The sequence below is a fragment of the Stenotrophomonas sp. SMYL20 genome, from assembly GCF_036320045.1.
Lineage (GTDB): Bacteria > Pseudomonadota > Gammaproteobacteria > Xanthomonadales > Xanthomonadaceae > Stenotrophomonas > Stenotrophomonas maltophilia_A.
The window spans coordinates 26148-50989 of the sequence record NZ_JAWIRT010000028.1; the positions used below are offsets into that span (position 1 = coordinate 26148).

Here is a 24842-nt window from a genome sequence, read left to right on the forward strand (position 1 = left end):
GTGCCGGCCGCTGGCCGGCAACCCCATGAACGATGGCAGGATGTTGCAGTTGCCGACCAGCGGCCGGCACTACCGGTAGATCAACGCCATGCGTGGATGAAGGCCCGGCAGAGTAAACCGCCCCCGCCCGCCAGTAGATCCACGCCATGCGTGGATGGAAGCCGGCAGAATCAACCGCCGCCGCCCGCCTTCCAGTAGTACCGCACCACATGGAAGAACACCGGCGCGGCGAAGCACACCGAGTCCAGCCGGTCGAGCATGCCGCCATGGCCCTCGATCATGTGGCCCCAGTCCTTGATGCCACGATCGCGCTTGATCGCCGACATCACCAGGCCGCCCCAGAACCCCATCAGGTTGATCAGCAGCGACAGACCGAACGCCTGCAGCGGCGTGAACGGGGTGATCCACCACAGCGCCGCGCCCAGCGCGCTGGCACTCAGCACACCGCCCACGAAGCCCTCCACCGTCTTCGACGGCGACAGCTTCGGCGCAATCAGATGCCTGCCCAGCAGCTTGCCCCAGATGTACTGCAGCACGTCCGAAGACTGCACCACGATCACCAGGAAGGCGAACAGCAGCACGTTGCGCGACGGGTCATGGCCGGGCACGTGCAGGTTCAGCAGCAGCGGCACGTGCGAGATGCAGAACACGCAGATCATCAACCCCCACTGCACCTTCGCGGTCCGCTCCAGGTAGTGCGTGGTGTCACCGCCAATGGTCGACAGGATCGGCAGGAACAGGAACGCATAGACCGGAATCAACAGCGTGTACATGCCGTACCAGTCGATCCAGACCAGGTAGTACTGCCACGGCAGCACGATGTAGAACGCGGCCAGCAGGGCGTAGTAGTCGCCCGAGCGGGTCGGCGCCAGGGTGATGAACTCGCGCAGCGCGAACAGCGAGATGATCGCGAACAGCACGATCACCCCGGCACGACCGAAGAACAGCGCCAGCCCGACCACGATCGCCATCACCCACCACGCGCGGATGCGCGAGACCAGGTTGGCGATCACCGCGCTGGGCTGCCCACGCTGGCGCCAGCGCAATGTCTCGGCCACCAGCGTGGCCAGCACCAGCACCGCACCCACGCCAGCAAACAGCAGGCCGGTCTGCTGGCCGACACTCTGCGTGGCCAGGTCGCCGGACACATCGATCAGGAAGCTCATGCCCTGCCCCCGTTCGGCGCCAGGTCCAGCAGCGCCTGCCGGCTGCGGGCCAGGAAGGCGGCCTTGTCCTCGTCGGCCTGCAGCCGCAGCGGCGTACCGAAGGTGGCCGTGCACAGCAGCGGCAGCGGCAGGAAGCGGCCCTTGGGCATCACCCGCTTCAGGTTGTCGATCCACACCGGTACGAATTCCAGCTCCGGGCGTTGCCGTGCCAGGTGATAGATGCCGCTCTTGAACGGCAGCAGCGGCTCTTCGCCCACGTTGCGGGTACCTTCCGGAAACAGAATCAGCGAGCAGTCTTCGTCCACCGCGTCACGCAGGGCCTGCAGTGGATCCTGCTGGCGCTGGCCGGCCTCGCGCTCGACCAGCACGCCGTTGAACACCGCATCGATCAGGTAGCGACGCAGGCCATCGCGCTGCCAGTATTCGGCCGCGGCCACCGGGCGCACCTGGCGCCGCAGTGCCGGTGGCATCGACGACCAGATCAGCACGAAGTCACCATGGCTGGCGTGGTTGCCGTAATACACGCGCCGTTCGCTGGACGGCGCACAGCCGATCCACAGCGCGCGGGCGCCGGTCACTACATGGATCGCGCCACTGCAGGCGCGCGCAATCAATTCAGCGAACATCGGTCCCTCCCGTTCACGTCTGCGGCCACAACACGGCCAGCACCAGCAGTGCGAACTGCACTGCGGTCAGCAGGTACTGGCGCAGCAGCAGGCGACGCATGCCGGCCCAGCGCGCATCCCAGCCGCGCAGCGGCGCGTCGGGCTGCGTGCGGCGCAGGCCACTGGCGTGCAACAGCTGGTCGGTGCGGCGCGCGGCGGCGTCACCCTCCAGGCCTTCATCGCGCAGCAGCTGCAGCAGGCTGGCATCCAGCGCCACCCGCCACGCGTGGTAGATCTGTGCGATGCCCGCGGCAACACTGAGCAGCAACACGCCGGCGGCAATCATCGCCAGGCCAGGTTCGGTGCCGAGCAGCAGCAGCGCCACCAGCAGCAGGCCCAGCGACAGGCCGGCCGGCCAACGGCCCTGCCGCAGCAGCAGTTGCATGGTCGCCAGATCGGGAACCGTACTCACGTGCGTACTCCCACTGCAGCAGTGATGGCATGCAGATGCGCCGCGCCCAGCACGACGCCCGGACGTGCCGTGCGCACGATCGCCACCGCGGCATCGGTATCGGTGGCACGACCACTGCGCAGCAGCCAGGCCGCCACACTGGCAGCACTGCGCGAATAGCCCAGCGCGCAACACACCAGCAACGGTCCCTGCGCGCGCAGCCGCTCGATGACCTCGGCCGCATCGCGCAGCTGTTCTGGCGTGGGCACCACCAGGTCCAGCATCGGCACGCTGGCATACGCCGCGCCCGGTGCACGACAGGACAGTTCGGCACAGGCATCGACCACGCCGACCAAGGGTGCCGGCAATACAGCGCAGGGAACACGCCCCAGCCATACACCGTCCATCACCGGCACCGGCTGCGGCGCACGCCGCGTCCACAGCCGCGAATTGATCCAGGCCGCACCCAGGTACGGCGCCAGCAACCAGCGTGCCGCCATGGTCAGGCGACCATCGGCACGCTTCTGGAACAACGCCGTACCGAGCCCGGCATAGGCCAGCGCCACCAGCAGGAACGACACCACCGGCCACAGCAGCCACAACGCCGCGCCACGCAGAAGCACCACCGGCACCAGCAATACAGCGGCCCCCAGCAGGTACAGCGCTGCCAATCGCCAGCGTCTGGCATCACGCGCAGTGCGCCAGGCGCGCAAGGGTGGCGTGCCCTGCTCCGGCCATAGCCAGACGCACAGCCAACCGGCCAGCAGGCCGGTCGGGATATCGATGAAATGATGCTGGAATGTGGTCAGCACCGAGACGCCGATCAGCAGCGCCCACACATGCAGTACCCAACGCCACACCCCATGCAGGTACTGCGCGAATTTCACCCACAGCACGATCAGCAACACGATGTGCAGTGATGGCGCCTGGTTGAACGGCTTGTCGAAGCCCAGCAGCACATCGAACAACCAACCGAACACACCGCCGATCTCCGGCCGCTCGAAACTGAAGCGCAGTGGCCACAGCAGGAAGCAGGTCACCGCGATCAACTGTGCACTGAACAACCGCAACGCATGCCGGTCCAGCTCCAACCGTTGCCGGCACAGGAAGAAGGAAACCGCATAGAACAGATCGATCGACCAGTACGGCACGATCGTCCACGGTACGAACGGAATCTGCGTTTCCCATCCGAACGCCATCACCGGCAGTTCGGCATGGCGGCCAGCCATCCAGTTGGCGAAGCCATAGCTGGCGAAGAAGAATGGGCCCAGCAGGGCCAGCCACAACAGGGCGCGCCGCCAGGGGCGCCCCTCTGCGGCCAGCGGGGATGCGGCGAGCGTCGCCATCACGCGGTCCGGCGCGCCAGCGACACCGTGAAGATGCCGAAGTCGTCGATACGCTGCGCCACCTTCTCGAACCCGGCCAGGCACACCAGCTCGTCCATTTCCTGCTGGGTACGGCGGCGCATCACCCACGCGGCGCCGCCACGGTGGCTGGTCAGTGCGCGTGCGATGAACTCCAGCTGCGGGTGCCACGGCTGGCCGGTATAGGCCAGGTAGCCGCCCGCCGGCACCGTCGCAGCAATGCCCTGCAGCGAGCGCAGCACCGCATCGTTGTCGGGGAACAGTTCGTACAGGCCCGATACCACCGCCAGCGTCGGTGCTGGATCGACCTTGGCCAGCTGTGCCGGGTCGAACGCATCACCCTGCTCGAAGCGCGCGATGTCGGCCGCCCCCAGGCGCTCGATCAAGGCCTGACCCTGGGTGACGTTCAGATCACTGAAGTCGCGCAGCACGATGCGCTCGGCGCGCTGTTCGCCCTGGCCCAGCGCTTCCAGCACGTAGCGGCCATGGCCGGCGGCCACGTCCAGCACGCGCACCGGCGTGCCCTGCCCGCGCAGGCGCTGGGCAGCGTCGCGCAGCAGTTCCTGCAGGTGCTGGCCGCGAATGCGGATGCCGCGCCAGCCGATCGCATCCAGATAGTTGCGATCGACCATGCGCCCCAACGGGCCCTTGCCGCGCGCCTCATCGCGATAGATGTAGTCGAGCGTGCTGCCCGAATCGAATCCGGTCTGCAGACCCAGCGCGATGCCTTCGGACAACGTTCCGCCGAAGCGCAGGCCGCCACGTACCACGCGCCAGCGCAGGTCGGCCAGGCTGTTGCGTTCCGGTGGCCAGGCCAGGATCTCCGATTCTTCGAAAGTCGGCCCATGGCGGTGCGCATCGCGCCGCGACAGTTCGCGCAGCGGCTCGGCGAAACGTGCCTGGATGAAACTGCGGATACGCGCCAGCGCCGGCGCCCGATCGCGCTCGCCCAGCGTGTCGTGGAAGAAGCCCGGCAGATGCACGCGCTCCTTGATCGGGCTGGACAGGCGCTCGTAGAAGCGGTCCTGCGGGCCACGGTGCACCACGAAATCCGAGCCGGACACCAGCAACTGCACCGGCACGCTGATCGCCTGCGCATCGGCGACGATGCGGTCGGCCGCTTCGTACAGGCCCAGCAACACGCGCACCGAGATCGGCCGGGTGATCAGCGGATCGGTGCGGTAGCTTTCCACCCGCGCCGGATCGTGGGTCAGCCACTGCGGCTTGACGTAGCTGTTGACGAAGAAATTGCCGCGCAGCTTCTGCATCAAGGCCAGGCCCGGGCGTGCGAACGGCACGTACAGCTTCACCTTGAACGCCGGCGAAGCCATCACCAGCGCGCGCAGGCGCGGCGCGTAGTCGTGCACCCAGGTGGCGGCGACCACCGCCCCCACGCTCTGTGCGATCACCACGATGTCTTCCACCGCGATGCCATGCTCGGCGCCGATGTGGGCGATGAAGCTGTCCAGATCACGCACCAGCGCCGGGAAGCCCGGGGCATCGCCTCGTGCGCCGGGCGAACGCCCATTACCGCGTGCATCCCAGGCGAAGAAGGCGGTGTCGGGCAGGTCCAGCTCATCGACCAGGTGGGTGACCCGGCCAGAATGTTCATGGCCGCGATGCAGCAGCACGACAGCCTTGGTGGCTGGGGTCGCGGTGGTGCTCGCCCAGTACCGGTAGAACAGCGGTACCTGGTCGAAGCTGTGGAATTCCCGTTCCTGCGCCTGACGCATGCAATCTCCTGATTGTCTTTTTTGTATCTGCTTGATTAATTCGGCGAAACCGCCGCTTCCCGCAGTCCGCGACGGACGCGATTGATCATCGTCAGCACGCACAGCACCGCCATGGCCGCGGCCACGCCAGTGACAGTCATCGCAGCCCCCCAGCCGAACGCCAGCAGCAGGCCCAGCACGCCGATGACGAACGCGCGGTCGCTCTTGCCCATCGGGCCGTCATAGCGGCGGCTGGCACCGACCATCAGCCCCAGCACCCCGGTGTACTCGCTCAGGGCCGCCGTCCAGGCCAGCAGCCACAGCGCTTCCGGGCGCACGCCCGGCACGCTGAGCAGGCTCAGGTACAGCGCCGCGTCGGCGATCACATCGCACAGCTCGTTCAGATAGGCTCCCAGCCTCGACTGCTGGCCGAACTCGCGGGCCAGCATGCCGTCCACCGCGTTGAGTGCCATGCGCAGCAGCATCCACAGCGGCAGCAGCAGGTACAGCAGGGGCTGGGCCGGCGCGCAGCACCACACGGCGGCGGCCACCAGCAGCGAGACCACGGCGGCGGCCACGGTCACCGTATTGGCGGTGATCCCCATGCGGTACAGACCGCGTACGGCTGGACGCAACAGGTCCTGGAAACGTCCTTTCAATGCATAGATCGACATGATCCGTACCCGCTGATCCTTGGCAGTGCGGGCACAGCCTACCCCATCGTCGGCAGATTCCGACAACCCGGCTCCGGTCCACAGCCCAGCCCCCGGACCGGTCCGGATCGATGTGCCCGACCCGGCCTTACGTCGATTGCCATGGCAAATTGCCCCTTCCAGCGCCCGCCACCGGCCCCCACCGCCTACAATATCGGCCCCGCTCCGCTGCCGATTCTGTCCCATGACTGCTGATCTGTTGCCCGTCCGCCGGGCCCTCCTCTCCGTTTCCGACAAGACCGGTCTGGTCGAGCTGGCCACTGCGCTGGCGGCACGCGGCGTGGAGCTGCTGTCCACCGGCGGCACCGCCAAGGCGATCCGCGATGCCGGCCTGGCCGTGAAGGACGTGGCCGACGTCACCGGCTTCCCGGAAATGATGGACGGCCGGGTCAAGACCCTGCACCCGATGGTGCATGGCGGCCTGCTGGGCCGTTCGGGCCTGGATGATGCGGTGATGGCCGAGCACGGCATCGGTGCCATCGACCTGCTGGTGCTGAACCTGTACCCGTTCGAGTCGGTCACCGCCAAGGCCGATTGCACCCTGGCCGACGCGGTCGAGAACATCGACATCGGCGGCCCGGCCATGCTGCGCTCGGCGGCCAAGAACTTCGCCCGCGTGGCGGTGGCTACCGATCCGTCGCAGTACGCCGAGCTGCTGGCTTCGCTGGAGGCCAACAACGGCCAGCTGTCGGCTGCCACCCGCTTCGCGTTCTCGGTGGCCGCGTTCAACCGCGTCGCCCAGTACGACGCCGCGATCAGCAACTACCTGTCGGCGGTCACCGCCACCGACGCTGCGGTGCCGGCGCGTACCGAGTACCCGGCACAGATGAACTCCACCTTCGTGAAGGTGATGGACCTGCGCTACGGCGAGAATCCGCACCAGAGCGGCGCGTTCTACCGCGACCTGTACCCGGTGCCGGGCACGCTGGCGACCTTCCAGCAGCTGCAGGGCAAGGAACTGAGCTACAACAACCTGGCCGATGCCGACGCGGCGTGGGAATGCGTGCGCCAGTTCGATGCGCCGGCCTGCGTCATCGTCAAGCACGCCAACCCGTGCGGCGTGGCCGTCGGTGCCGGCAACGGCGATGCCTACGAGCTGGCCTACGCCACCGACCCGACCAGCGCCTTCGGCGGCATCATCGCCTTCAACAAACCGCTGGACGCCGCCACTGCCAAGGTGATCCTGGATCGCCAGTTCGTGGAAGTGCTGATTGCCCCGGACTACGAGCCGGCCGCGCTGGAATACGCACAGAAGAAGGCCAACGTGCGCGTGCTGCGCATCCCGCACGGCGATGGCCTGAACAACTTCGACAGCAAGCGCGTCGGCTCGGGCCTGCTGCTGCAGTCCTCGGACAACCGCGGCATGACCCGCGACGAACTGAAGGTGGTCAGCAAGCTGGCGCCGACCGACAAGCAGTTCACCGACCTGCTGTTCGCCTGGAAGGTGGCCAAGTTCGTGAAGTCCAACGCGATCGTCTATGCCAAGGACAACCGCACCATCGGTGTCGGCGCCGGCCAGATGAGCCGCGTGTACTCGGCCCGCATCGCTGGCATCAAGGCCGCCGATGCGAACCTGGTGGTCGAGGGCTCGGTGATGGCCTCCGATGCGTTCTTCCCGTTCCGCGACGGCATCGATGCCGCTGCCGCCGCCGGCATCAAGGCGGTCATCCAGCCGGGCGGTTCGATGCGCGATGCCGAAGTGATCGCCGCCGCCGATGAACATGGCCTGGCCATGGTGTTCACCGGCGTGCGCCACTTCCGCCATTGATCCTGGAGCGACACGGATGTCCACAGTTTCAATGAAATCGCTGGCCGCCCTCGCCCTCGCGGGTGCGGCCATACTGGCGGGCTGCAAGCCTGCCGGCGAGCCCAGCGTGGCGCCGAAGGTGGATGCGCCTGCAGTGGCCCCCGCCTCACCGGCGCAGCATGTCAGCCGCACCGCACGACTGCAGGCGTTCCTGGTCCAGCGCTACGGCAGCAACGCCACGCTCTCCGCTGAATGGCGCGGCAGCTGGACCGACGATGGCGATACCCATGCGGTGGACTGGCAGGTCTGCGCGGAACAACCGGTGGTGAGCGGGGACAGCTGGCAGCAGTTGTTGGCCGTGTGCGGTGCGCTGGTCGATGGCGCGCACATCGACCCGGGAACCATCGAGTTCTTTGTGCTGCGCCCCAAGGGCGATGGCTTCGAGGTGACCAGCGAACTGACCGGCGAGCGCTTCGGTAGCGGCGGCCAGCCCGGCACCGCCAGCATCATCCGCGCCGGCAGTGACTTCTATGGTTTCCGCGTCGAGGACGGCTGGTTCGGGCAGGGCTTCTCGCTGCTCTCGCAGTCGCTGATCCTGCCGGGCCCGAACGGCCTGGTGGCCAGTGGCAGCGTGCGCAGCCATATCGACAATGACGCCCAGTACGAGTGCGACACGGTCGACGCCAGTACCGACCCGGACACCGCCAATGACTGCCGCACCCGCCGCTTCAGCATCGATTTCGCCCTGCGTTTCGACGACAGCGACCGCAGCGCGCGGGTCTGGCCGCTGCTGATCGACGAAACCGGCACCACCTGCGGTGGCAAGCAGGTCCGGCAGCAACACCGCTTCACCCTGGACCCGAAGACCTGGGCCTATTCCTTCCCCGAATCGCTGCGACGCGAAGGCTGCGAGTGAACCACGCGCGCCGCCGGGGATATCGATCTTCCCTTCCCACGCAATCTGGAATCTCGTGATGAACGTACTTGTCATCGGCTCTGGCGGCCGCGAACACGCCCTGGCATGGAAGCTGGCCCAGTCCTCCCGTGTCACCGAAGTGATCGTGGCGCCCGGCAACGCCGGCACCGCCAGCGAAGACAAGTGCCGCAACGTGGCGGTCAAGGTCACCGATATCGACGGCCTGCTGGCGCTGGCACAGGCCGAAGGCGTGGCGCTGACCGTGGTCGGCCCGGAAGTACCGCTGGTGGCCGGTGTGGTCGACCACTTCCGCGCTGCTGGCCTGCGTATCTTCGGGCCGACCGCCGCTGCCGCGCAGCTGGAAGGCAGCAAGGCCTACGCCAAGGACTTCCTGGCCCGCCACGACATCCCCACCGCGTTCTACGCCGTGCACACCGACGTGGACGCCGCCCTGGCCTACATCCGCGAGAAGGGCGCACCGATCGTGGTCAAGGCCGATGGCCTGGCCGCTGGCAAGGGCGTGATCGTCGCAATGACCCTGGCCGAAGCCGAAGACGCTGTGCGTGACATGCTCTCGGGCAACGCCTTCGGCGATGCCGGTGCCCGCGTGGTGATCGAGGAATTCCTCGACGGCGAGGAAGCCAGCTTCATTTCGATGGTAGACGGCGTTCATGCGCTGCCGATGGCCACCTCGCAGGACCACAAGCGCGTCGGCGACGGCGACACCGGCCCGAATACCGGCGGCATGGGCGCCTATTCGCCGGCCCCGGTGGTCACCCCGGAGGTGCACGCCCGCGTGATGCGCGAGGTGGTGAACCCGACCGTGCAGGGCATGATCGCCGACGGCATCCCGTTCACTGGCTTTCTCTACGCCGGCCTGATGATCGATGCCAACGGCGCACCGAAGGTGATCGAATTCAACGTGCGCTTCGGCGACCCGGAAACCCAGCCGGTGATGCTGCGCCTGCAGTCGGATCTGGTCGAGCTGGTGGAAGCCGCCATCGACGGCCGCCTGGACCAGGTGGAAGCACACTGGGACGCGCGCCCGTCGCTGGGCGTGGTGCTGGCGGCGAAGCCTTACCCGGAAACGCCGATCACCGGCGATGTGATTTCCGGCCTGGATGATGTGCCGGCCAGTGCCAAGGTGTTCCATGCTGGCACCGCGCTGGATGCACAGGGCCAGGTGGTCAGTGCGGGTGGCCGCGTGCTGTGCGTGGCGGCGCTGGGCGACAGCGTGCGCGACGCGCAGGCGAATGCGTATGCAGGCGTGGCCAAGGTGACCTGGGCCAATGAGTTCCACCGCAACGACATCGGCTGGCGGGCGATCGCACGCGAAGAGTGACGGCCGCGCCGCAGCCACGCATGGCGTGGCTCTACTGACACTGGGTAGATCCACGCCATGCGTGGATTGAACGCCTCGGAAAAACAAAGGCCCGGCAGAACCGGGCCTTTGCTTTACAGGACTGCTTCGAGTCCCTTCCGATCAATCAGGTTAAGCAACTTCAGTGACGGTCCGCTGGGCTTCTTTTCGCCCTGCTCCCAGCTGCGTACGGTGGAAACGCTGGTATTGAGAACTCCCGCAAAGACCGGCTGACTGAGCTGCAATGACGTACGCAGGGCACGTATCTGGGCACTGCTGTAGTCAGGCACCGGCTCAAGGCAAAGCGCTTCGTAGCTGCTCAATCGACGTTTATCGATGAAACCATGCGCGTGCAGACTCACAGCGGCATCATGCACCGCCTCAAGAAGCGCACTTTTCGCGCGCCGTCGCCCAGGGGTCTTCGTCATGGTCGATCTCCTGTAGATCCCCGTACTCCACGGCACGATTCAACTGCGCCGCACTCATTTTCAGGAACTCCGATGCGTACAACTGCAGCGCATCGCGTTCCGCATTCGTGATCGCAGCACGCTCATTCTTCTCGTAGCCGAAAAGTAAGAACCAATGCCCGCCTCGCTGTGTGGCGACGATGATTCGAACGCTCCCACGCTTTCCTCGCCCCGGCAAGGCAACGCGCTTCTTGAAGATTCCGCCGCCAAGATCAGCATCCACCAGACCCGCTTCCATTTCACGTACCGACCGGTACAGCGCAGCGTCGGACAGGGTGGTCCTGCGCATGCTGCGATTGAAACTTCGTGTGAGGAAGACGCGTGGCATGATCATACCGTGCCACTGCGTGGTACAGCGTGAACATCAGCATCCAGCACATGATCAGGTCGGCGCAACCACCGTCCTGGCGTCAGAATAGAGCCACGCCATGCGTAGCTAAGCCCCACAAACGAAAAAGGCCCGGCACTGCTGCCGAGCCTTTCACAATTGCGACGCCTTTCCGCTTACGCGGTGAACAGCGCCTTCATCTTCTTCAGCGCATTGGCTTCAACCTGGCGGATACGCTCGGCCGACACGCCGTATTCGTCAGCCAGTTCCTGCAGCGTCACCTTGCTGTCCGCATCCAGCCAGCGGCGGCGGATGATGTCGCGCGAGCGCGCATCCAGCTCGGCGAGGCCTTCGCGCAGCAGCTGCATCTGGTTGTCTTCGCTGTCTGCACGTTCGTAGGCCATCGACGGGTCTTCGTCGTTGGCAACCAGGTACGCAGCCGGCGACGGCGGCGCGTGTTCGTTGTCCTCGTCGGTCGGCGCATCGAAACCGATATCGCGACCGGACAGGCGCGACTCCATTTCCATGACCTCGCGCTCGGACACGTTCAGGTCCTTCGCCACCGCGCTGACCTCAGCCGCGTTCATCCAGCCCAGGCGCGTCTTCGACTTGCGCAGGTTGAAGAACAGCTTACGCTGCGCCTTGGTGGTGGCGACCTTCACGATGCGCCAGTTCTTCAGGATGAACTCGTGCATCTCGGCACGGATCCAGTGCACGGCAAAGGAGACCAGGCGCACGCCCATGTCCGGGTCGAAGCGCTTGACCGCCTTCATCAGGCCGATGTTGCCTTCCTGGATCAGGTCGCCCAGCGCAAGGCCGTAGCCGTTGTAGCCGCGGGCCACGTGCACCACGAAGCGCAGGTGCGAATGCACCAGCTCGCGGGCGGCGTCCAGATCGTTGCCGTCGCGGAAGCGACGGGCCAGGTCCTGTTCGTCATCGACCGACAGCACCGGGATCTGGTGCACGGCACCGATGTAGGCGTCCAGCGAACCGAGCGCACTGGGAATCGGGAGATTGTTTGCCACAAGGGCAGTAGAGGTGTTCTGGCTCATAGGCACCCATCTTAGCAGTCCGGCATTTGGACTGCTAAAGGAGGAAAAAGTTCCAGCATCCTATTGATGCAACACTGGTCCCAAACAGAGCCCTACCGTAGCGCGATTTGATGACAGTGGCGAGCACGCTTTTCGGGATTCACAATCCCTTGGAATTCAATCAATTACCTACTGGAAACCGGCCGATTCCGGTCAAGCGGAGCTGAACGGGCCGTCCGCAGAGCCCATTCAGGCCCGGAAACGTTGCCCGGCGTTCAGCCCCGGTCACCCGCCGGCGCTCAGAGCGCCGAACGCGGCGGCAGCGACCAGTCGATCGGGGCCTGGCCGCGGCGCTGCAGGTACTCGTTGGCCATCGAGAAATGCTGGCAGCCCAGGAAGCCGCGGTGGGCCGACAGCGGCGACGGGTGCGGCGACTTCAGCACACGGTGGCGGCGGGTGTCGATGACCTTGCCCTTCTTCTGCGCGTACGCGCCCCAGAGCATGAACACCAGGCCGTCGCGTTCGCGGTTGAGCACATCCACCACGTGGTCGGTGAAACCTTCCCAGCCACGCCCCTGGTGGGCACCGGCCTGGCCCTCTTCCACCGTCAGCACGGCATTGAGCAGCAGCACACCGCGCTGCGCCCACGGGATCAGGCAGCCATGGTCCGGACGCGGGATACCGAGATCGCTCTCGATCTCCTTGTAGATGTTCAGCAGCGACGGCGGCACCGGCACTCCGGGCGCCACCGAGAAGCTCAGCCCATGCGCCTGACCGCGGCCGTGGTACGGGTCCTGGCCGAGGATCACCACCTTCACCTGCTCGAACGGCGTGGCATCGAACGCAGCGAAGATCTGCGGGCCGGGCGGGAACACCGCCGCACCGCTGGCCTTGCGCTGGCGCAGGAAGCTGGACAGCTCGCGCATCTGCGGCTGCATCAGGTAATCGCCGACATGCTGCTTCCAGCTCGGCTCGAGCTGGATCGTCGGGGTGCCGGCTACTTCATCAATCATCACGCCACTTCATCGAATCAGGGGTCCATCGTTCAACCGGGCCAGACGCAGCTGGAACAGCACCTTGGTGACCAGCAGGCGCTCTTCGATCGGCTTGAGCACCAGGTCGTTGGCACCGGACTGCAGCAGCCCGGTCTGGTTGTGCGGGTTGCCATCGCCGGTCATCACCAGCACCGGCAGGCGACGCTTGCCGTAGCCGAAGTCCACGCGCACGCGCTGCACCACGTCGCGACCGCTCAGTTCGCCCTTCAGGGTGACGTCGGTCAGCACCAGGTCGATGCGGTGGCGACTGCGGCCCAGCGACTCGGCAGTGAGCAGGGTGAACGCCTCTTCGGCGCTGACCACGTGCAGCACGTTCAACTGCTGGCGTTCCAGCATGCGCTTGGTAGCCTCGGCGACCACGCGGCTGTCCTCGATGTAGAGGATGGTGGCGCCGGGAATGGTCTGCGGCTGCACGTAGCCGCGGATGAAGGTCGCCAGTGCCTCGTGGCCCAGCGCCTTGTCGAAATAGTCGGTGACGTACTCGGTGAAGCGGCGCTGCTCCAGATGCTGCTGGGCATCGCCGGAGACCACGATCACCGGCACATAGGCCTGGCCTGCGGCTTCGCGGACCATCCGCGCCAGTGCCAGGCCGTCGCCATCACGCAGGGTCAGCGAGGTGGTCACCAGATCCACCGGGCCCTGCGCCAGCGCCAGCTGCGCATCCTCGATGCTGTCGCAGCCGATCACTTCCACGCCCGGCAGGTCGCGCTGCAGGACGTCGGCGATCAGTTTGCGGACCAGCTTTGACCCATCGACCACCATCACCCGCGTCGCGGGCCCTTCAAGGTGCTTCAGCGCTTGCGGTTGCATGCCGGTCTCAGGTGTCGGTCGGGCGGGTCTGGCGAAGGAAATGGCCGGTCACCAGCCACGCGCCCAGCCAGCCCAGCAGCAGTGTGCCGAGCAGGACCAGGCTGCCATGCAGCAGGTCCAGGCCGTGCAGCACGAACGGGCTGCCGTAGCTGCGCGAGAGTTCGGCCAGCGGCACGCGCAAGGCAGCGCCGGCCGCAGCAATCAGGGCCAGCGCCACTGCGCCGGCACCCAGGCCATACCACGCGCCCAGGTACAGGAACGGGCGGCGGATGAAGCCATCACTGGCGCCGAGCAGCTGCAGCACGCCGATCTCTTCGCGGCGGGCCTGGATGTCCAGGCGCACGGTGTTGCCGACCACCAGCGCGGCGCCCACGCCGAGCAGCACCGACAGCACCTGCACCAGCCGCGCACCGAACGCCAGCCAGGCATCCAGGCGCTGGCGCCACAGCGCATCGTGCTGCACCAGGTCGGCCTCGGGCAGGCTTTCCAGCGCGCGCGCCAGGCGCGCGTCGTCCTTGCCCTGGCCGGGGGTGATCACCAGCAGCGAGGGCAGTGGATTGTCGTTGAGTGCATCGATCGCCTCGCCGAGGCCGGCATCGCGCAGTTCCTGCAGGCCCTGCTCGGGCGTGCGCACGTTCACTTCGGCCACGTCATCGCGATCGCGCAGCTGGCCGGCCAGGCGCAGCGCGCCGGGACCATCGACGTTGCCCTTCAGGAACACGTTGATGTCGCGCGACTGCTGCACGCTGCCGGCGAACTGCTTGAGGTTGTCCAGCGCGATCGACAGGCCCAGCGGCAGGGCCAGCGCCAGCGCCATGACCATCACCGTCAGCAGGGTCGCCCACGGCTTGCGGCAGGCGCGGCCGAGGCTGAACACCACGCTGTGCACGTGGTGCTGGAACCAGACGCCCACACGCGACGGGGCGGCGGCTTCGCTGTTTTCGTTCTTCGCCATCGATTACTCCGCCAGGTCCTGCGGCGAGATGTCATCCACCAGCCGGCCGTGGTCAAGGATCAGCACGCGCTTGCGCATGCGGCGCAACAGCGGCAGGTCGTGACTGACCACCAGCACGCTGGTGCCGCGCGCGGGCAGCTCGGCGAACAGGGCCATGATCTCCGCCGCCAGGGTCGGGTCGAGGTTGCCGGTCGGCTCATCGGCCACCAGCAGCTTGGGCTCACCGACAATGGCGCGGGCGATGCCGACGCGCTGCTGCTCACCGGCCGACAGCTGCGAGGGCAGCGCCTTCTCGCGATGGCCCAGGCCCATCCGCTCCAGCACCGAGCGCACACGCTTGTTGATGTCGCTACGGCGGGTGCCGCGCAGGATCAGCGGCAGCGCCACGTTCTCGGCAATAGAGCGGTCCATCAGCAGGCGGTGGTCCTGGTAGACCGCGCCGACCGCGCGTCGATGGCGGGGCACGTCGCCACCGCGCACCTTCAGCAGGTTGCGCTCGTCGAACACCACCGCGCCGCGGCTGGGCCGCTCGTCCAGGTGGATCAACTTGAGCAGGGTGCTCTTGCCCGCACCGGAATGGCCGGTGACGAACAGCATCTCGCCCGGCGCGACCTCGAAGCTGACATCGGTCAGCGCCTCGTGGCCACCGGCGTACTGTTTGCTGACATTGTCGAAGCGCAGGACACTCATGCCCCGATTATGCAGGACCGGCGCGACGTCGTGGAGACGGTCGCGCCATCGGTAGTGCCGGCCGCTGGCCGGCAGCGGTGTGGGTTGCCGGCCAGGGTGGGTGCCGACCGTTGGTCGGCACACCGGTCAAGGTCACCCGACCAACGGTCGGGTGCTACCCGCTGATCGGCAGCGCCGATCAGCTACCCGACAGCATCCGGCGGATCTTGCGGCCGATGCGGGTCAGGAACGAATCGCCGGTATCAGCAGCCGTGCGCACCGGCTTGGCCACCACCTGCACCGGGGTGACCGGGCTGGCGCCATTGCCGGCGGCGTTCTGCACACCCTCGGCACCTTCGACCGGACGGCCGTGGCGACGACGACGGCGCTTGCGCGGCTTGTGCTCACCGTCCACCGCACCTTCCGGTGCGCCTTCAGCACGCGGCGGGCGCGGCGGACGCGGGGCCTGCGCGGCAGCGCCTTCGGCACCGGCGGCCGGGGCGGCAGCGCCCTGCTCGCCTTCCACGCGCGGCTTGCGCGGGCCACGCGAACGGCGCTCGCCGCTGCGCTCACCGTCGCGGCCACCGCGGCCACCACCACTGCCGGAACGGCCGCCACTACGGCCACCGCCACGGCGCTCTTCCTCGGCAGCGCGGGCTTCGCGCGCTTCGCGGAAGATCTGGCCGACGCTTTCGTTGTCCTCGCCTTCCTCGCCCGCAGCCGGGGCCGGGCGTTCCGGGCGCGGCAGCGGGGTCAGCAGTTCCTTGGTGACCGGCTCGGACGGAATCTTCTGCTCGATGTAGGCCTCGATGTCCGGCAGGCCCATCGCATAGCGCTCGCAGGCGAAGCTGATCGCATCGCCCTCTTCGCCCAGGCGCGCGGTACGGCCGATGCGGTGCACGTAGTCTTCGGCGTCGAACGGCAGGTCGTAGTTGTAGACGTACTTGATGCCATCGATGTGCAGGCCACGCGCGGCCACGTCGGTGGCCACCAGGATTTCCAGCTGGCCCTTCTGGAAGCGGTTGAGCAGGCTCTCACGCTTCTTCTGCGGCACGTCGCCGGACAGCACGCCGACACGGTAACCGGCCTTTTCCAGCGAACGGGCGACGCGTTCGACGAACACCTTGGTGTTGACGAAGACCATGGTGCGCGCGCCCTCGCTGCGCGACAGCAGGCCCAGCAGCAGCGGGATCTTCTCGTCGTCGGCCGGGAAGTAGATGCGCTGGCGCACGCGCGCGGCGGTGATGGTCTCGGCTTCAACCACCAGCTTCTGCGGTTCGTTCATGTGCTCGTAGGCCAGCTCAAGCACGCGGTGGCTGAGGGTGGCACTGAACAGCAGGGTCTGGCGGGTGGTGCGCTCGGGCATGCGGCGCAGCAGGAAGCGGATGTCCTTGATGAAGCCCAGGTCGAACATGCGGTCGGCTTCGTCCAGCACGCAGATCTCGCAGGCGTGCAGCGAGACCACCTTGTGCTGCTTCACGTAGTCGATCAGGCGGCCCGGGGTGGCGATGATCACGTCCACGCCCTGCTGCAGCAGTTCGCGCTGCTTGTCGTAATCCACGCCGCCGTAGACCAGCGCGAAACGCAGGCCCAGGTCGGAACCGAACTTCACCGCATCCTTGTGGATCTGGATGGCCAGTTCGCGGGTTGGGGCAAGGATCAGCGCGCGCGGATCTTCCGGCTTGCGGTCGGCCAGGGCCGGGCGGGTCAGCAGGCGGTTCACGACAGCGACCAGGAAGGCCAGGGTCTTGCCGGTGCCGGTCTGGGCCTGGCCGGCAACATCACCACCGGGCAGCGCGACCGGCAGGGTCAGCGCCTGGATCGGGGTGCAGCGGGTGAATCCGGCTCCTTCAAGGCCGGCCTGCAGGGCCGGATGCAGCTCGAAGGAGGAGAAGGTCAAATCGGTCAGCGGTTTGTCGCTCATGAGTCCGTCTTGGTATGGCCGCCGGCCCGTGGGGCGGCTGGCACTTCATCGTCTAGGGGCACCGTCGCAAACTGCGGCCCCTGCGGCGGGTTGGCAGGCTGGGACCACCCGGTCCGCGCGCCGCACAATGCCCCAGTTTAACGCACTCGGGCCGGCAAACCGGAATGAGCTGTCTCATAAAGTCAAGAGACGGCACCCTTCACCCAGCCACACCGGACTTGAACGGCCCTGCCAGGGCCGCTGGTGTCGCCCGCTGCCAGCCCCATGTACAGGAAGACAGTGAAATCCGACACATACCAGGCATCGAAGCGATCACGATACGCTGGGTTCCAGCCGGCGCCTGTCCCCGCCCTGCGATAGGGGTACACTGCCGGCCGTGAGCGTCCAGGCATCCCGCCGAACGCACCGCGGCAGTGCGCCGCGAGGCAACGACGAGGGTCGCGCCACCGGGCATGGCCCAGTTCACCCACCTCCGGCATGGCCGGGTGCAATCCAAGACGAGAAACCAAGATGAGCGACAAGGTTGTACATGTCGGCGACGCCGACTTTGATAGCGCAGTGCTGAATTCCAAGGAACCGGTGCTGGTCGATTTCTGGGCCGAGTGGTGTGGCCCGTGCAAGATGATCGCCCCGGCGCTGGACGAACTGGCCGATGCCTACCAGGGCCGCGCCAAGATCGCCAAGGTCAACGTCGACCACAACCGTGCGCTGGCCGCCAAGTACCACGTGCGTTCGATTCCGTACCTGGTCGTGTTCAAGGACGGCGAGAAGGTCGGCGAGCAGATCGGTGCGGTGGGCAAGGCCCAGCTGGCCGGCCTGCTGGACAAGGCCCTGGCCTGATCCTGCTGTTCTCCGGCAGCCGCCGACCGCGGCTGCCGGCGGGCGCCCCGCGCCCATGATGAATGCTGTTCCCGGCGACCCTTGCGTGGCGCCGCAGGCCGATGATAGTGTCGGCATATCCGGCCGCGTTCGCGTGCCGCACCCTCTGGACGCAGTTTCTTCCAGACCCATTCCCAACGTTCGCCGCCCCAGCCGGGCGCTCGCACCTTCAAGCGAGGAATAACGCTCTTGTCCGATAACACTTCCGAAACCGGCAGCGCCGATGCGCCCGCCGAAAAGCGCGTGCGCAAGCCCCGCGTGAGCAAGGCCGCCGCTCCGGCAGCCGCCGAAACCAGCGCCGCGCCGGCGCAGCCGACCCTGCCGCTGGCCGCCGCGCCCGAGGCACCGGCTGCTGCCCCTGCACCGAGCGCGCCCGCCGCCGAGGCCCCCGCCAGCAGTGGCGGTGGCGAAGGCGGTGAGGGTCGCGAATCCGGCCAGCCGCGCCAGCAGAACCACCAGGGGGGCGGCCAGAACCAGGGCCAGAACCCGTACAACCAGAACGGCCAGCAGGGCCAGGGGCAAGGTCAGGGCAACCGCCGTGACCGCTTCCGCAACCGCCGCGACCGTGACCGCAACAACCGCTTCCGCGACGATGGCCTGCCCAACGACGGCGGCGAGCAGCAGCCGTTCGTGCCGCGCCCGCACGCCAACGTACCCGAAGGCTTCCCGGTCTACTCGCTGAGCGACCTCAAGCGCATGCCGGCACAGAAGCTGCTGGAAATCGCCGAGCAGCTGCAGATCTCCGAAGGCGTGGCCCGTGCCCGCAAGCAGGACGTGATCTTCGCCCTGCTGAAGGTGCTGACCCGCCACGGTGACGGCGTCGCCGCCGACGGCGTGCTGGAAATCCTGCCGGACGGCTTCGGCTTCCTGCGCGCGGCCGAAGCCAGCTACCTGGCCGGCCCGGACGACACCTACATCTCGCCCAGCCAGATCCGCCGCTTCAACCTGCGCACCGGCGACCACATCTCCGGCCGCATCCGCTTCCCGAAGGACGGCGAGCGCTACTTCGCGCTGAACATCGTCGACACCATCAACGGCGAGCCGATCGAAGCGTCGAAGAACAAGGTGCTGTTCGAGAACCTGACCGCACTGTTCCCGCGCCGCCGCTTCACCCTGGAGCGCGGCAACGGTTCGTCGGAAGACATCACCGGCCGCATCCTCGACCTGATGGCCCCGCAGGGCAAGGGCCAGCGCTCGCTCATCGTGTCGCAGCCGAAGGCCGGCAAGACCATGATGATGCAGCAGGTCGCCACCGCCATCACCACCAACCATCCGGACGTGCACCTGATCGTGCTGCTGATCGACGAGCGCCCGGAAGAAGTGACCGAAATGCAGCGCACCGTGCGCGGCGAGGTCATCAGCTCGACCTTCGACGAGCCGGCCGCGCGCCACGTGCAGGTGGCCGAAATGGTCATCGAGCGCGCCAAGCGCCTGGTCGAGCACAAGAAGGACGTGGTGATCCTGCTCGACTCGATCACCCGCCTGGCCCGCGCCTACAACAACGTGGTGCCGAGCTCGGGCAAGGTGCTGACCGGTGGTGTGGACGCCAACGCCCTGCACCGCCCGAAGCGCTTCTTCGGTGCCGCGCGCAACGTGGAAGAAGGCGGCAGCCTGACCATCATCGCCACCGCGCTGGTCGACACCGGCTCGAAGATGGACGAGGTGATCTACGAAGAGTTCAAGGGCACCGGCAACAGCGAAGTGCACCTGAGCCGCCGTATCGCTGAAAAGCGCGTGTTCCCGGCCATCGACATCAACCGTTCCGGCACCCGCCGCGAAGACCTGCTGATCGAACCGGAGCTGCTGCAGAAGATCTGGATCCTGCGCAAGCTGCTGCATCCGATGGATGAAATGGCCGCGATGGAGTTCCTGCTGGACAAGATGAAGAACACCAAGTCCAACGACGAGTTCTTCGGTTCGATGAAGCGCTGATCCCTGGCGCTGCATCAGAAGAAACCTGCCGCTCGCTGCGGCAGGTTTTTTTTTGCCTGCAGGGCGACGCACTTCACTTCGCTGGCGCCCGCTTTTGGCGATAATCCGCGCGATACCCTGCCCGGCCCCCGTGGGCCCTGCCACCGATTCCCGCTGTCGCCCCTTCCGGAGAACCGGTCGGGTCCAGCCTCCTGCCGGATCCGTCGACGCATGCGAACGCTGTCCCCCCGCCTCAACCTGGGCAAGCTGATCCTCGCCCTGGCCCTGCTCAGCGCCATCATCGCCCTGGCCAATACCCTGCTGGCCAGCTACCGCGTGCAGCGCGACCAGCTGGTCGGCAATACCCTGGAAGCCAACCGCGTCTACGCCACCAAGCTGGCCGAGACCACCCAGAACTTCCTGCTGGCCGCGCAGCAGCAGCTGGCCTATGCCGCGACCCGCCTGGGCGAGGACGACCTTGATCCGAAGCAGGCCCAGGATGAAGCCAGCCGCCTGCAGCTGCAGTCCAGCAGCTTCAACTCCTCGCTGGTGGTGGACGCCGACGGCCTGGTGATCGCCACCTCGCCGCAGACCCTGCAGCTGCAGGGTGAAGTGCTGCACAGTGTCGGCAACAACGCGGCACTGGCGGCGCGCCAGCCGATGATCAGTGATCCGTACCAATCGGCCACCGGCAAGCTGCTGGTGTCGCTGTCGCACCCGATCTTCGACCGCCAGGGCCGCTATCGCGGCTATGTCAGCGGCACCCTGTACCTGCGCCAGCGCAGTGCACTGCACACGCTGCTGGGCAAGCACTACTACCGCGACGGTTCCTACCTGTACGTGGTGGACCGCAATGGCCGCCTGCTGTACCACGCCGATGGCAAGCGGGTGGGTGACTACGTGGTCGGCAACCCGGCGGTGAAGGCCGTGGTGCGCGGAGAACGGGGCGCACAGCAGGTACGCAACAACCGCGGCGTGTCGATGCTGGCCGGCTATGCACCGGTGGCGGCCACCGGCTGGGGCATCATCGCGCAGCGCCCGACCGAGGCCACCCTGCAGCCGCTGTCGCGGTTGATGACCGCAGTGATCTGGAATGCGATTCCACTCGGCCTGCTGTCGCTGCTGGTCACCTGGTGGTTCGCGCGCCGCATTTCGATGCCGCTGTGGCAACTGGCACGCAACGTGCAGGGCGGCGAGGACACCGGCAACGCGATCAACCACGTCAGCGGCATCCGCGCCTGGTACTTCGAGGTCGCCCAGCTCAAACAGGCGGTGCTGCACAGCTTCAATGCGCTGCAGGATCGTATCGGCACGCTCAACCGTGCCAGCCGCACCGACCCGCTGACCGGCCTGCTCAACCGCCGCGGGCTGCAGCAGGCGCTGGATGCGCTGCAGGTGCAGGGCATTCCGTTCGCGATCCTGGCGCTGGACATCGATCGCTTCAAGTCGATCAACGACAGCTACGGGCATGACGTCGGCGACAACGCCATCGTCCACATCGCCGACCAGATGCGCCGCTACTCGCGCGACAGCGACATCCTCTGCCGCGCCGGCGGCGAGGAGTTCCTGCTGCTGCTGCCGGGCATCAGTACTGAGTCGGCCCGCCAGGCCGGTGAACGCCTGCGCCAGCACATCGCCGACCATCCGTTCGAACCCGTCGGCACCATCACCGTATCGCTGGGCGTGGCCCACTTCCCCAGCTTCCATGTCGACGCAGAACAGGCGCTGCGGCTGGCCGACAAGGCCCTGTACATGGCCAAGGAACAGGGCCGCAACCGGGTGGTGGTCTACCCGTACGCCGACTGACGCGGAGCCGGGCTGCCCGGCTCCGCAGCGGTTCTCAGCCCTGCGCCAGCGGGGTCAGCAGGCGCAGGCCGCGCTTGGCGCCGTCCACCATGTAGACGCCGCCTTCCGGCAGCAGATCGCTGCCGACCTGCTCGACCGGGTCCGCCTCGCGCCACGGGACGGTCTGCCGCGGCCCCGGAATGAAGGCGCGCCAGCGGCCATAGCGTTCCGCCACTGCATTGGGATCATTGTTCAGGGCGAAGTTCACCGGGATGCGAACCGTCCAGCTGTCCCGGGTGCTGTCCTCGCCGGTGGTCGGCGGCTTGAAGGTCCACGTGCGGGCGGTGCTGACACTGGCTCTGGCCAGGATGTCGCGCATCTTGGCCAGGGTCCGCTCAGGTGCGACCACGGCCATGTTCACCTGCTCGGCGGCCACATCGGCCACTGTTCCGTCACGGGCCACCTTGACCAACAGCAGCACCTCACCCTGGCCACCGTTACGGTAGGCCGCTTCCGGGTAGCGCGGCGGCGTCATGTGCAGCTGGGTCACCGAATCGGTAGCCTTCGGATCGTACTCGCTGAAGTCGACACTGGTCATGCTGATTTCATAACCGCCATCGGCCGCAGCCTTGCCGCGCAGGCGAACGCGCAAAGGGGCCCGCGTGGCCACTGCCTGGCCATCGCGCAGCGTGGGCTCGAAGCGCCAGCCACCGATGGTACCTTCCACGAAGGAGGCGATGCTCGGGGCCACCATGGCTTTCTGGTCCAGCACCAGCGAACGGACCGCGCCCTCCGGCGTGACCTCGATATGACCGGACAGCACCATGCTCATTTCCGCAGTCGCACGTACAGCACGTGCGGTCTGCGCAGTTGCATCGCCTGCAAGCAGGGGGGCGCCGGCACCTACGGCCAGCGCGAGGGCGAGAAACAGTGGGGAACGCATCATTGCCGGATCCTTGGTGATGAACGGCGAGCCTATCCCAGTCCCAGCCGCGATGACAGCCGGTTCACGCCAGCCGGTGTGCGCCTGCGTAGGGCGGCGTGTCCGGATAATCACCCCGGGCGAAGCGTTCCTGCAGGCCCTGCCACCAGCCCGGGTCGAACAGGTGCCGGTAGTGCTCGCGCACGGCTGCCAGCTCCGCAGCAGGCAGGCCCATGAACGGACCGAAGCGCTCGGGAAACACGTCGCGCGGGCCGACATGGAACCAGGGCTCGTCGGCCATCGCTTCCTCCGGCGTGCGTGGCTGCGGCCAGGCGCGGAACACGCAGTCGCTGACCAGGCACAGCTCGTCATAGTCATAGAACACGGCCCGGCCGTGCCGTGACACACCGAAGTTCTTCGGCAGCATGTCGCCGGGGAAGATGTTGTTGCGCGCCATGTCGGTGATCGCCTGCGCGTAGTCGAGCACCGCCGCACGCACCGCCTCGCCGGACTGCTCGCGCAGGTACAGATTCAAAGGACGGAAACGACGTTGCACATAGCACAGTGCGACTTCGACCTCGTCGCCATCGACACGTACGCTCTGCGCGCACTGCTGCAGCAGCTCTTCCAGCAGGGCCGGCGCGAAGCGCTCGCGCGGGAAACGCAGGTGGCGATAAGGCTGCGCATCAAGCAGGCGGCCGACACGATCGAGATTGAACACCAGCGCGTACTTCTCTTCCACCTGCTGCCGCGACATTGCCTTGGGCCAGGCGAAACGGTCACGGATCAGCTTGAACACCAATGGATAACTGGGCAGGGTAAACACCGCCATGACCATGCCCGGCGTGCCTTCGGCATGCACCAGCCGTTCCTGCGGATGCTCGTTGAAGTGTCGGAAGAAGGTTCGGTAGCGCTCGGTCTTGCCCTGCTTGGCACGTCCCAGCACCGTGTAGATCTCGTCGATCGGCTTGCCCGGCAGCAGGCTGCGCAGGAACACCACCGCGTCGCCCACGGTGCCCAGGTCAGCCTGGAAGTAGCTGCGCGACACGCCAAACAGATGGGCGACATCACGGCGCCGGGTCAGCACCGCATCGGCACGCAGGCCGCGCGCATCGTTGACCAGGGCAATCACGCATGGCGAAAAGCGATGCTCGCCGAACACGCGGCCAACCAGGTAAGCGCGGCGCTCGCGGTAGAACACCGTGTCGAGCAGTTCGATGCTGCGTACCGGCGTGTCCCCCCAATGGGCGAGGTCGTCCTGCAGGCGCACGGCGATGGCCGCCGCACAGCGCAGCTGGTGCGCATAGGGGATGTCGAAACGGTAGTCGGCCAGCACGCGTTGCAGGGCCTCCACCGGCCGCGTCGGCGAGACCGCGTAGGTATGCCGCGCGACAGGATGGGTGATTGCATCGGAGGGCTCGACGTCGAAAGCAATGAATTCCAGCGCCGGGTCCACGCCGCGGGTAGCGAACAGGCGCCGCGACAGCGTGTTGTAGAAGGTCTTGTACAGCTCGGCGTCGATCAGGCCCTGCAGCAGCCCGCTGTACTGCGCGTGCACCTGCAGCCACAGCGCACGCTCGCCGATCGCGTCACCGGCGAGGCGGCGCAACGCATCCATCTGCTCGGCGATGCACAGGTCGTACAGGGCGATGCGCTCGACCGCATCCTGTCGCGCACCAGCCCAATCGCGCTGCTCGAAGCGCTGCCGCGCCCGCGCGGTGATCGCCGCGAAGCGGGCATGGTACTGCTCGAAACCATCGCGGATGGCACCGGCGATACGCGGCGCCAGTACGGTTGCGATGACAGGCTCTGACATGCACGGCGTACCCGGGGAGGACCGTCTCCACCATACGCTGGCGTGGGGTGGCTTGTGTAGAGTCGAGCCATGCTCGACTGCTTTTGGCCGAAGTCGAGCAAGCTTGTATGTTCCTCCCGGCTCCTACGAGGTATGTAGGAGCCAGGGTGGAGGGACCGTCAAGCATGCATCTGCGGATACTAGCCGACAGACGAGTCGAGCGATCCCCATCCCGCACACGAACGTCGATAAAGGATCGTACGGCCCCCAAAGGGGA

General features: G+C 66.9%; 22 protein-coding genes. 6 read left to right on the plus strand and 16 right to left on the minus strand.

Features of this window, described 5'->3' with window-relative positions:
- Positions 1 to 170 precede the first annotated feature (170 nt).
- From V3B48_RS18235 to V3B48_RS18260, 6 genes are read right to left on the minus strand one after another with little or no spacing between them, the layout of a single operon-like run.
- The gene (locus V3B48_RS18235) at positions 171 to 1166 is read right to left on the minus strand and encodes a phosphatidate cytidylyltransferase (RefSeq protein ID WP_032129555.1); all 996 of its coding nucleotides are present in this window, start codon (positions 1164 to 1166) and stop codon (positions 171 to 173) included.
- Positions 1163 to 1792, minus strand: coding sequence for a lysophospholipid acyltransferase family protein (locus V3B48_RS18240; protein WP_201117484.1), 630 nt, complete (start codon positions 1790 to 1792; stop codon positions 1163 to 1165). Before V3B48_RS18240 ends, V3B48_RS18235 begins: the two co-directional genes overlap by 4 nt.
- Before the next feature lie 13 nt (positions 1793 to 1805).
- Positions 1806 to 2243 carry a hypothetical protein gene (locus tag V3B48_RS18245; RefSeq protein ID WP_121504256.1) on the minus strand — a complete coding sequence of 146 codons (438 nt, stop codon included), beginning with the start codon at positions 2241 to 2243 and terminating at the stop codon, positions 1806 to 1808.
- A complete protein-coding gene (locus V3B48_RS18250; protein ID WP_329894189.1) occupies positions 2240 to 3544 on the minus strand; it encodes a phosphatase PAP2/dual specificity phosphatase family protein in 1305 nt (434 codons plus the stop codon). The genes V3B48_RS18245 and V3B48_RS18250 overlap by 4 nt, the downstream gene beginning before the upstream one ends.
- 23 nt (positions 3545 to 3567) lie before the next feature.
- On the minus strand, positions 3568 to 5319 hold the full coding sequence (locus V3B48_RS18255; protein WP_285303597.1) for a bifunctional alpha/beta hydrolase/class I SAM-dependent methyltransferase: 1752 nt from the start codon (positions 5317 to 5319) through the stop codon (positions 3568 to 3570).
- A gap of 35 nt (positions 5320 to 5354) precedes the next feature.
- Complete coding sequence (locus V3B48_RS18260) at positions 5355 to 5972, minus strand: CDP-alcohol phosphatidyltransferase family protein (RefSeq protein WP_071229372.1); 618 nt, start codon at positions 5970 to 5972, stop codon at positions 5355 to 5357.
- Positions 5973 to 6195: 223 nt separating this feature from the next.
- On the opposite strand from V3B48_RS18260, the gene purH reads away from it, so the two are divergent.
- The 3 genes from purH to purD are packed head-to-tail and all read left to right on the plus strand — an operon-like array spanning position 6196 to position 10016.
- Positions 6196 to 7779, plus strand: coding sequence for a bifunctional phosphoribosylaminoimidazolecarboxamide formyltransferase/IMP cyclohydrolase (gene purH / locus V3B48_RS18265; RefSeq protein WP_164080326.1), 1584 nt, complete (start codon positions 6196 to 6198; stop codon positions 7777 to 7779).
- A gap of 16 nt (positions 7780 to 7795) precedes the next feature.
- Positions 7796 to 8674, plus strand: a complete 879-nt coding sequence (locus V3B48_RS18270; RefSeq protein ID WP_329894185.1) for a hypothetical protein — start codon at positions 7796 to 7798, stop codon at positions 8672 to 8674.
- Between the two features lie 58 nt (positions 8675 to 8732).
- On the plus strand, positions 8733 to 10016 hold the full coding sequence (gene purD / locus V3B48_RS18275) for a phosphoribosylamine--glycine ligase (RefSeq protein WP_329894186.1): 1284 nt from the start codon (positions 8733 to 8735) through the stop codon (positions 10014 to 10016).
- 113 nt (positions 10017 to 10129) lie between these two features.
- On the opposite strand, the gene V3B48_RS18280 is transcribed toward purD, so the two are convergent.
- From V3B48_RS18280 to rhlB, 8 genes are all read right to left on the minus strand, one after another.
- On the minus strand, positions 10130 to 10462 hold the full coding sequence (locus tag V3B48_RS18280) for a DNA-binding transcriptional regulator (protein WP_329894187.1): 333 nt from the start codon (positions 10460 to 10462) through the stop codon (positions 10130 to 10132).
- Positions 10416 to 10835, minus strand: coding sequence for a type II toxin-antitoxin system RelE/ParE family toxin (locus tag V3B48_RS18285; protein ID WP_329894188.1), 420 nt, complete (start codon positions 10833 to 10835; stop codon positions 10416 to 10418). Before V3B48_RS18285 ends, V3B48_RS18280 begins: the two co-directional genes overlap by 47 nt.
- Positions 10836 to 11005: 170 nt before the next feature.
- On the minus strand, positions 11006 to 11881 hold the full coding sequence (gene rpoH, locus V3B48_RS18290; protein WP_032129545.1) for an RNA polymerase sigma factor RpoH: 876 nt from the start codon (positions 11879 to 11881) through the stop codon (positions 11006 to 11008).
- Positions 11882 to 12159: 278 nt separating this feature from the next.
- Positions 12160 to 12873 (minus strand): uracil-DNA glycosylase, encoded by a 714-nt coding sequence (gene ung, locus V3B48_RS18295; protein ID WP_049400766.1) that lies wholly within the window; start codon positions 12871 to 12873, stop codon positions 12160 to 12162.
- A gap of 9 nt (positions 12874 to 12882) precedes the next feature.
- A complete protein-coding gene (locus V3B48_RS18300) occupies positions 12883 to 13725 on the minus strand; it encodes a response regulator (protein ID WP_032129540.1) in 843 nt (280 codons plus the stop codon).
- 7 nt (positions 13726 to 13732) lie between these two features.
- Positions 13733 to 14680, minus strand: coding sequence for a permease-like cell division protein FtsX (gene ftsX / locus V3B48_RS18305; RefSeq protein ID WP_010481047.1), 948 nt, complete (start codon positions 14678 to 14680; stop codon positions 13733 to 13735).
- Between the two features lie 3 nt (positions 14681 to 14683).
- Entirely contained in the window at positions 14684 to 15370 is a 687-nt protein-coding gene (ftsE, locus tag V3B48_RS18310) for a cell division ATP-binding protein FtsE (RefSeq protein ID WP_032129538.1), read from the minus strand.
- A 178-nt stretch (positions 15371 to 15548) separates the two neighbouring features.
- A complete protein-coding gene (rhlB, locus tag V3B48_RS18315) occupies positions 15549 to 17273 on the minus strand; it encodes an ATP-dependent RNA helicase RhlB (protein ID WP_032129537.1) in 1725 nt (574 codons plus the stop codon).
- Positions 17274 to 17783: 510 nt separating this feature from the next.
- On the opposite strand from rhlB, the gene trxA reads away from it, so the two are divergent.
- The 3 genes from trxA to V3B48_RS18330 all read left to right on the plus strand — a co-directional run bounded on the left by trxA (position 17784) and on the right by V3B48_RS18330 (position 21869).
- On the plus strand, positions 17784 to 18113 hold the full coding sequence (trxA, locus tag V3B48_RS18320; protein WP_005411275.1) for a thioredoxin: 330 nt from the start codon (positions 17784 to 17786) through the stop codon (positions 18111 to 18113).
- Positions 18114 to 18341: 228 nt separating this feature from the next.
- Positions 18342 to 20084, plus strand: coding sequence for a transcription termination factor Rho (rho, locus tag V3B48_RS18325; protein ID WP_029379723.1), 1743 nt, complete (start codon positions 18342 to 18344; stop codon positions 20082 to 20084).
- A gap of 210 nt (positions 20085 to 20294) precedes the next feature.
- Positions 20295 to 21869, plus strand: a complete 1575-nt coding sequence (locus V3B48_RS18330) for a sensor domain-containing diguanylate cyclase (RefSeq protein ID WP_032130287.1) — start codon at positions 20295 to 20297, stop codon at positions 21867 to 21869.
- Between the two features lie 34 nt (positions 21870 to 21903).
- Here V3B48_RS18330 and V3B48_RS18335 read toward each other — a convergent pair whose 3' ends face one another.
- Positions 21904 to 22794: an energy transducer TonB gene (locus V3B48_RS18335; RefSeq protein ID WP_032130286.1), complete on the minus strand. Its 891-nt coding sequence runs from the start codon at positions 22792 to 22794 to the stop codon at positions 21904 to 21906.
- 61 nt (positions 22795 to 22855) lie between these two features.
- The gene (gene aceK / locus V3B48_RS18340) at positions 22856 to 24586 is read right to left on the minus strand and encodes a bifunctional isocitrate dehydrogenase kinase/phosphatase (protein ID WP_049424082.1); all 1731 of its coding nucleotides are present in this window, start codon (positions 24584 to 24586) and stop codon (positions 22856 to 22858) included.
- Positions 24587 to 24842: the final 256 nt, after the last annotated feature.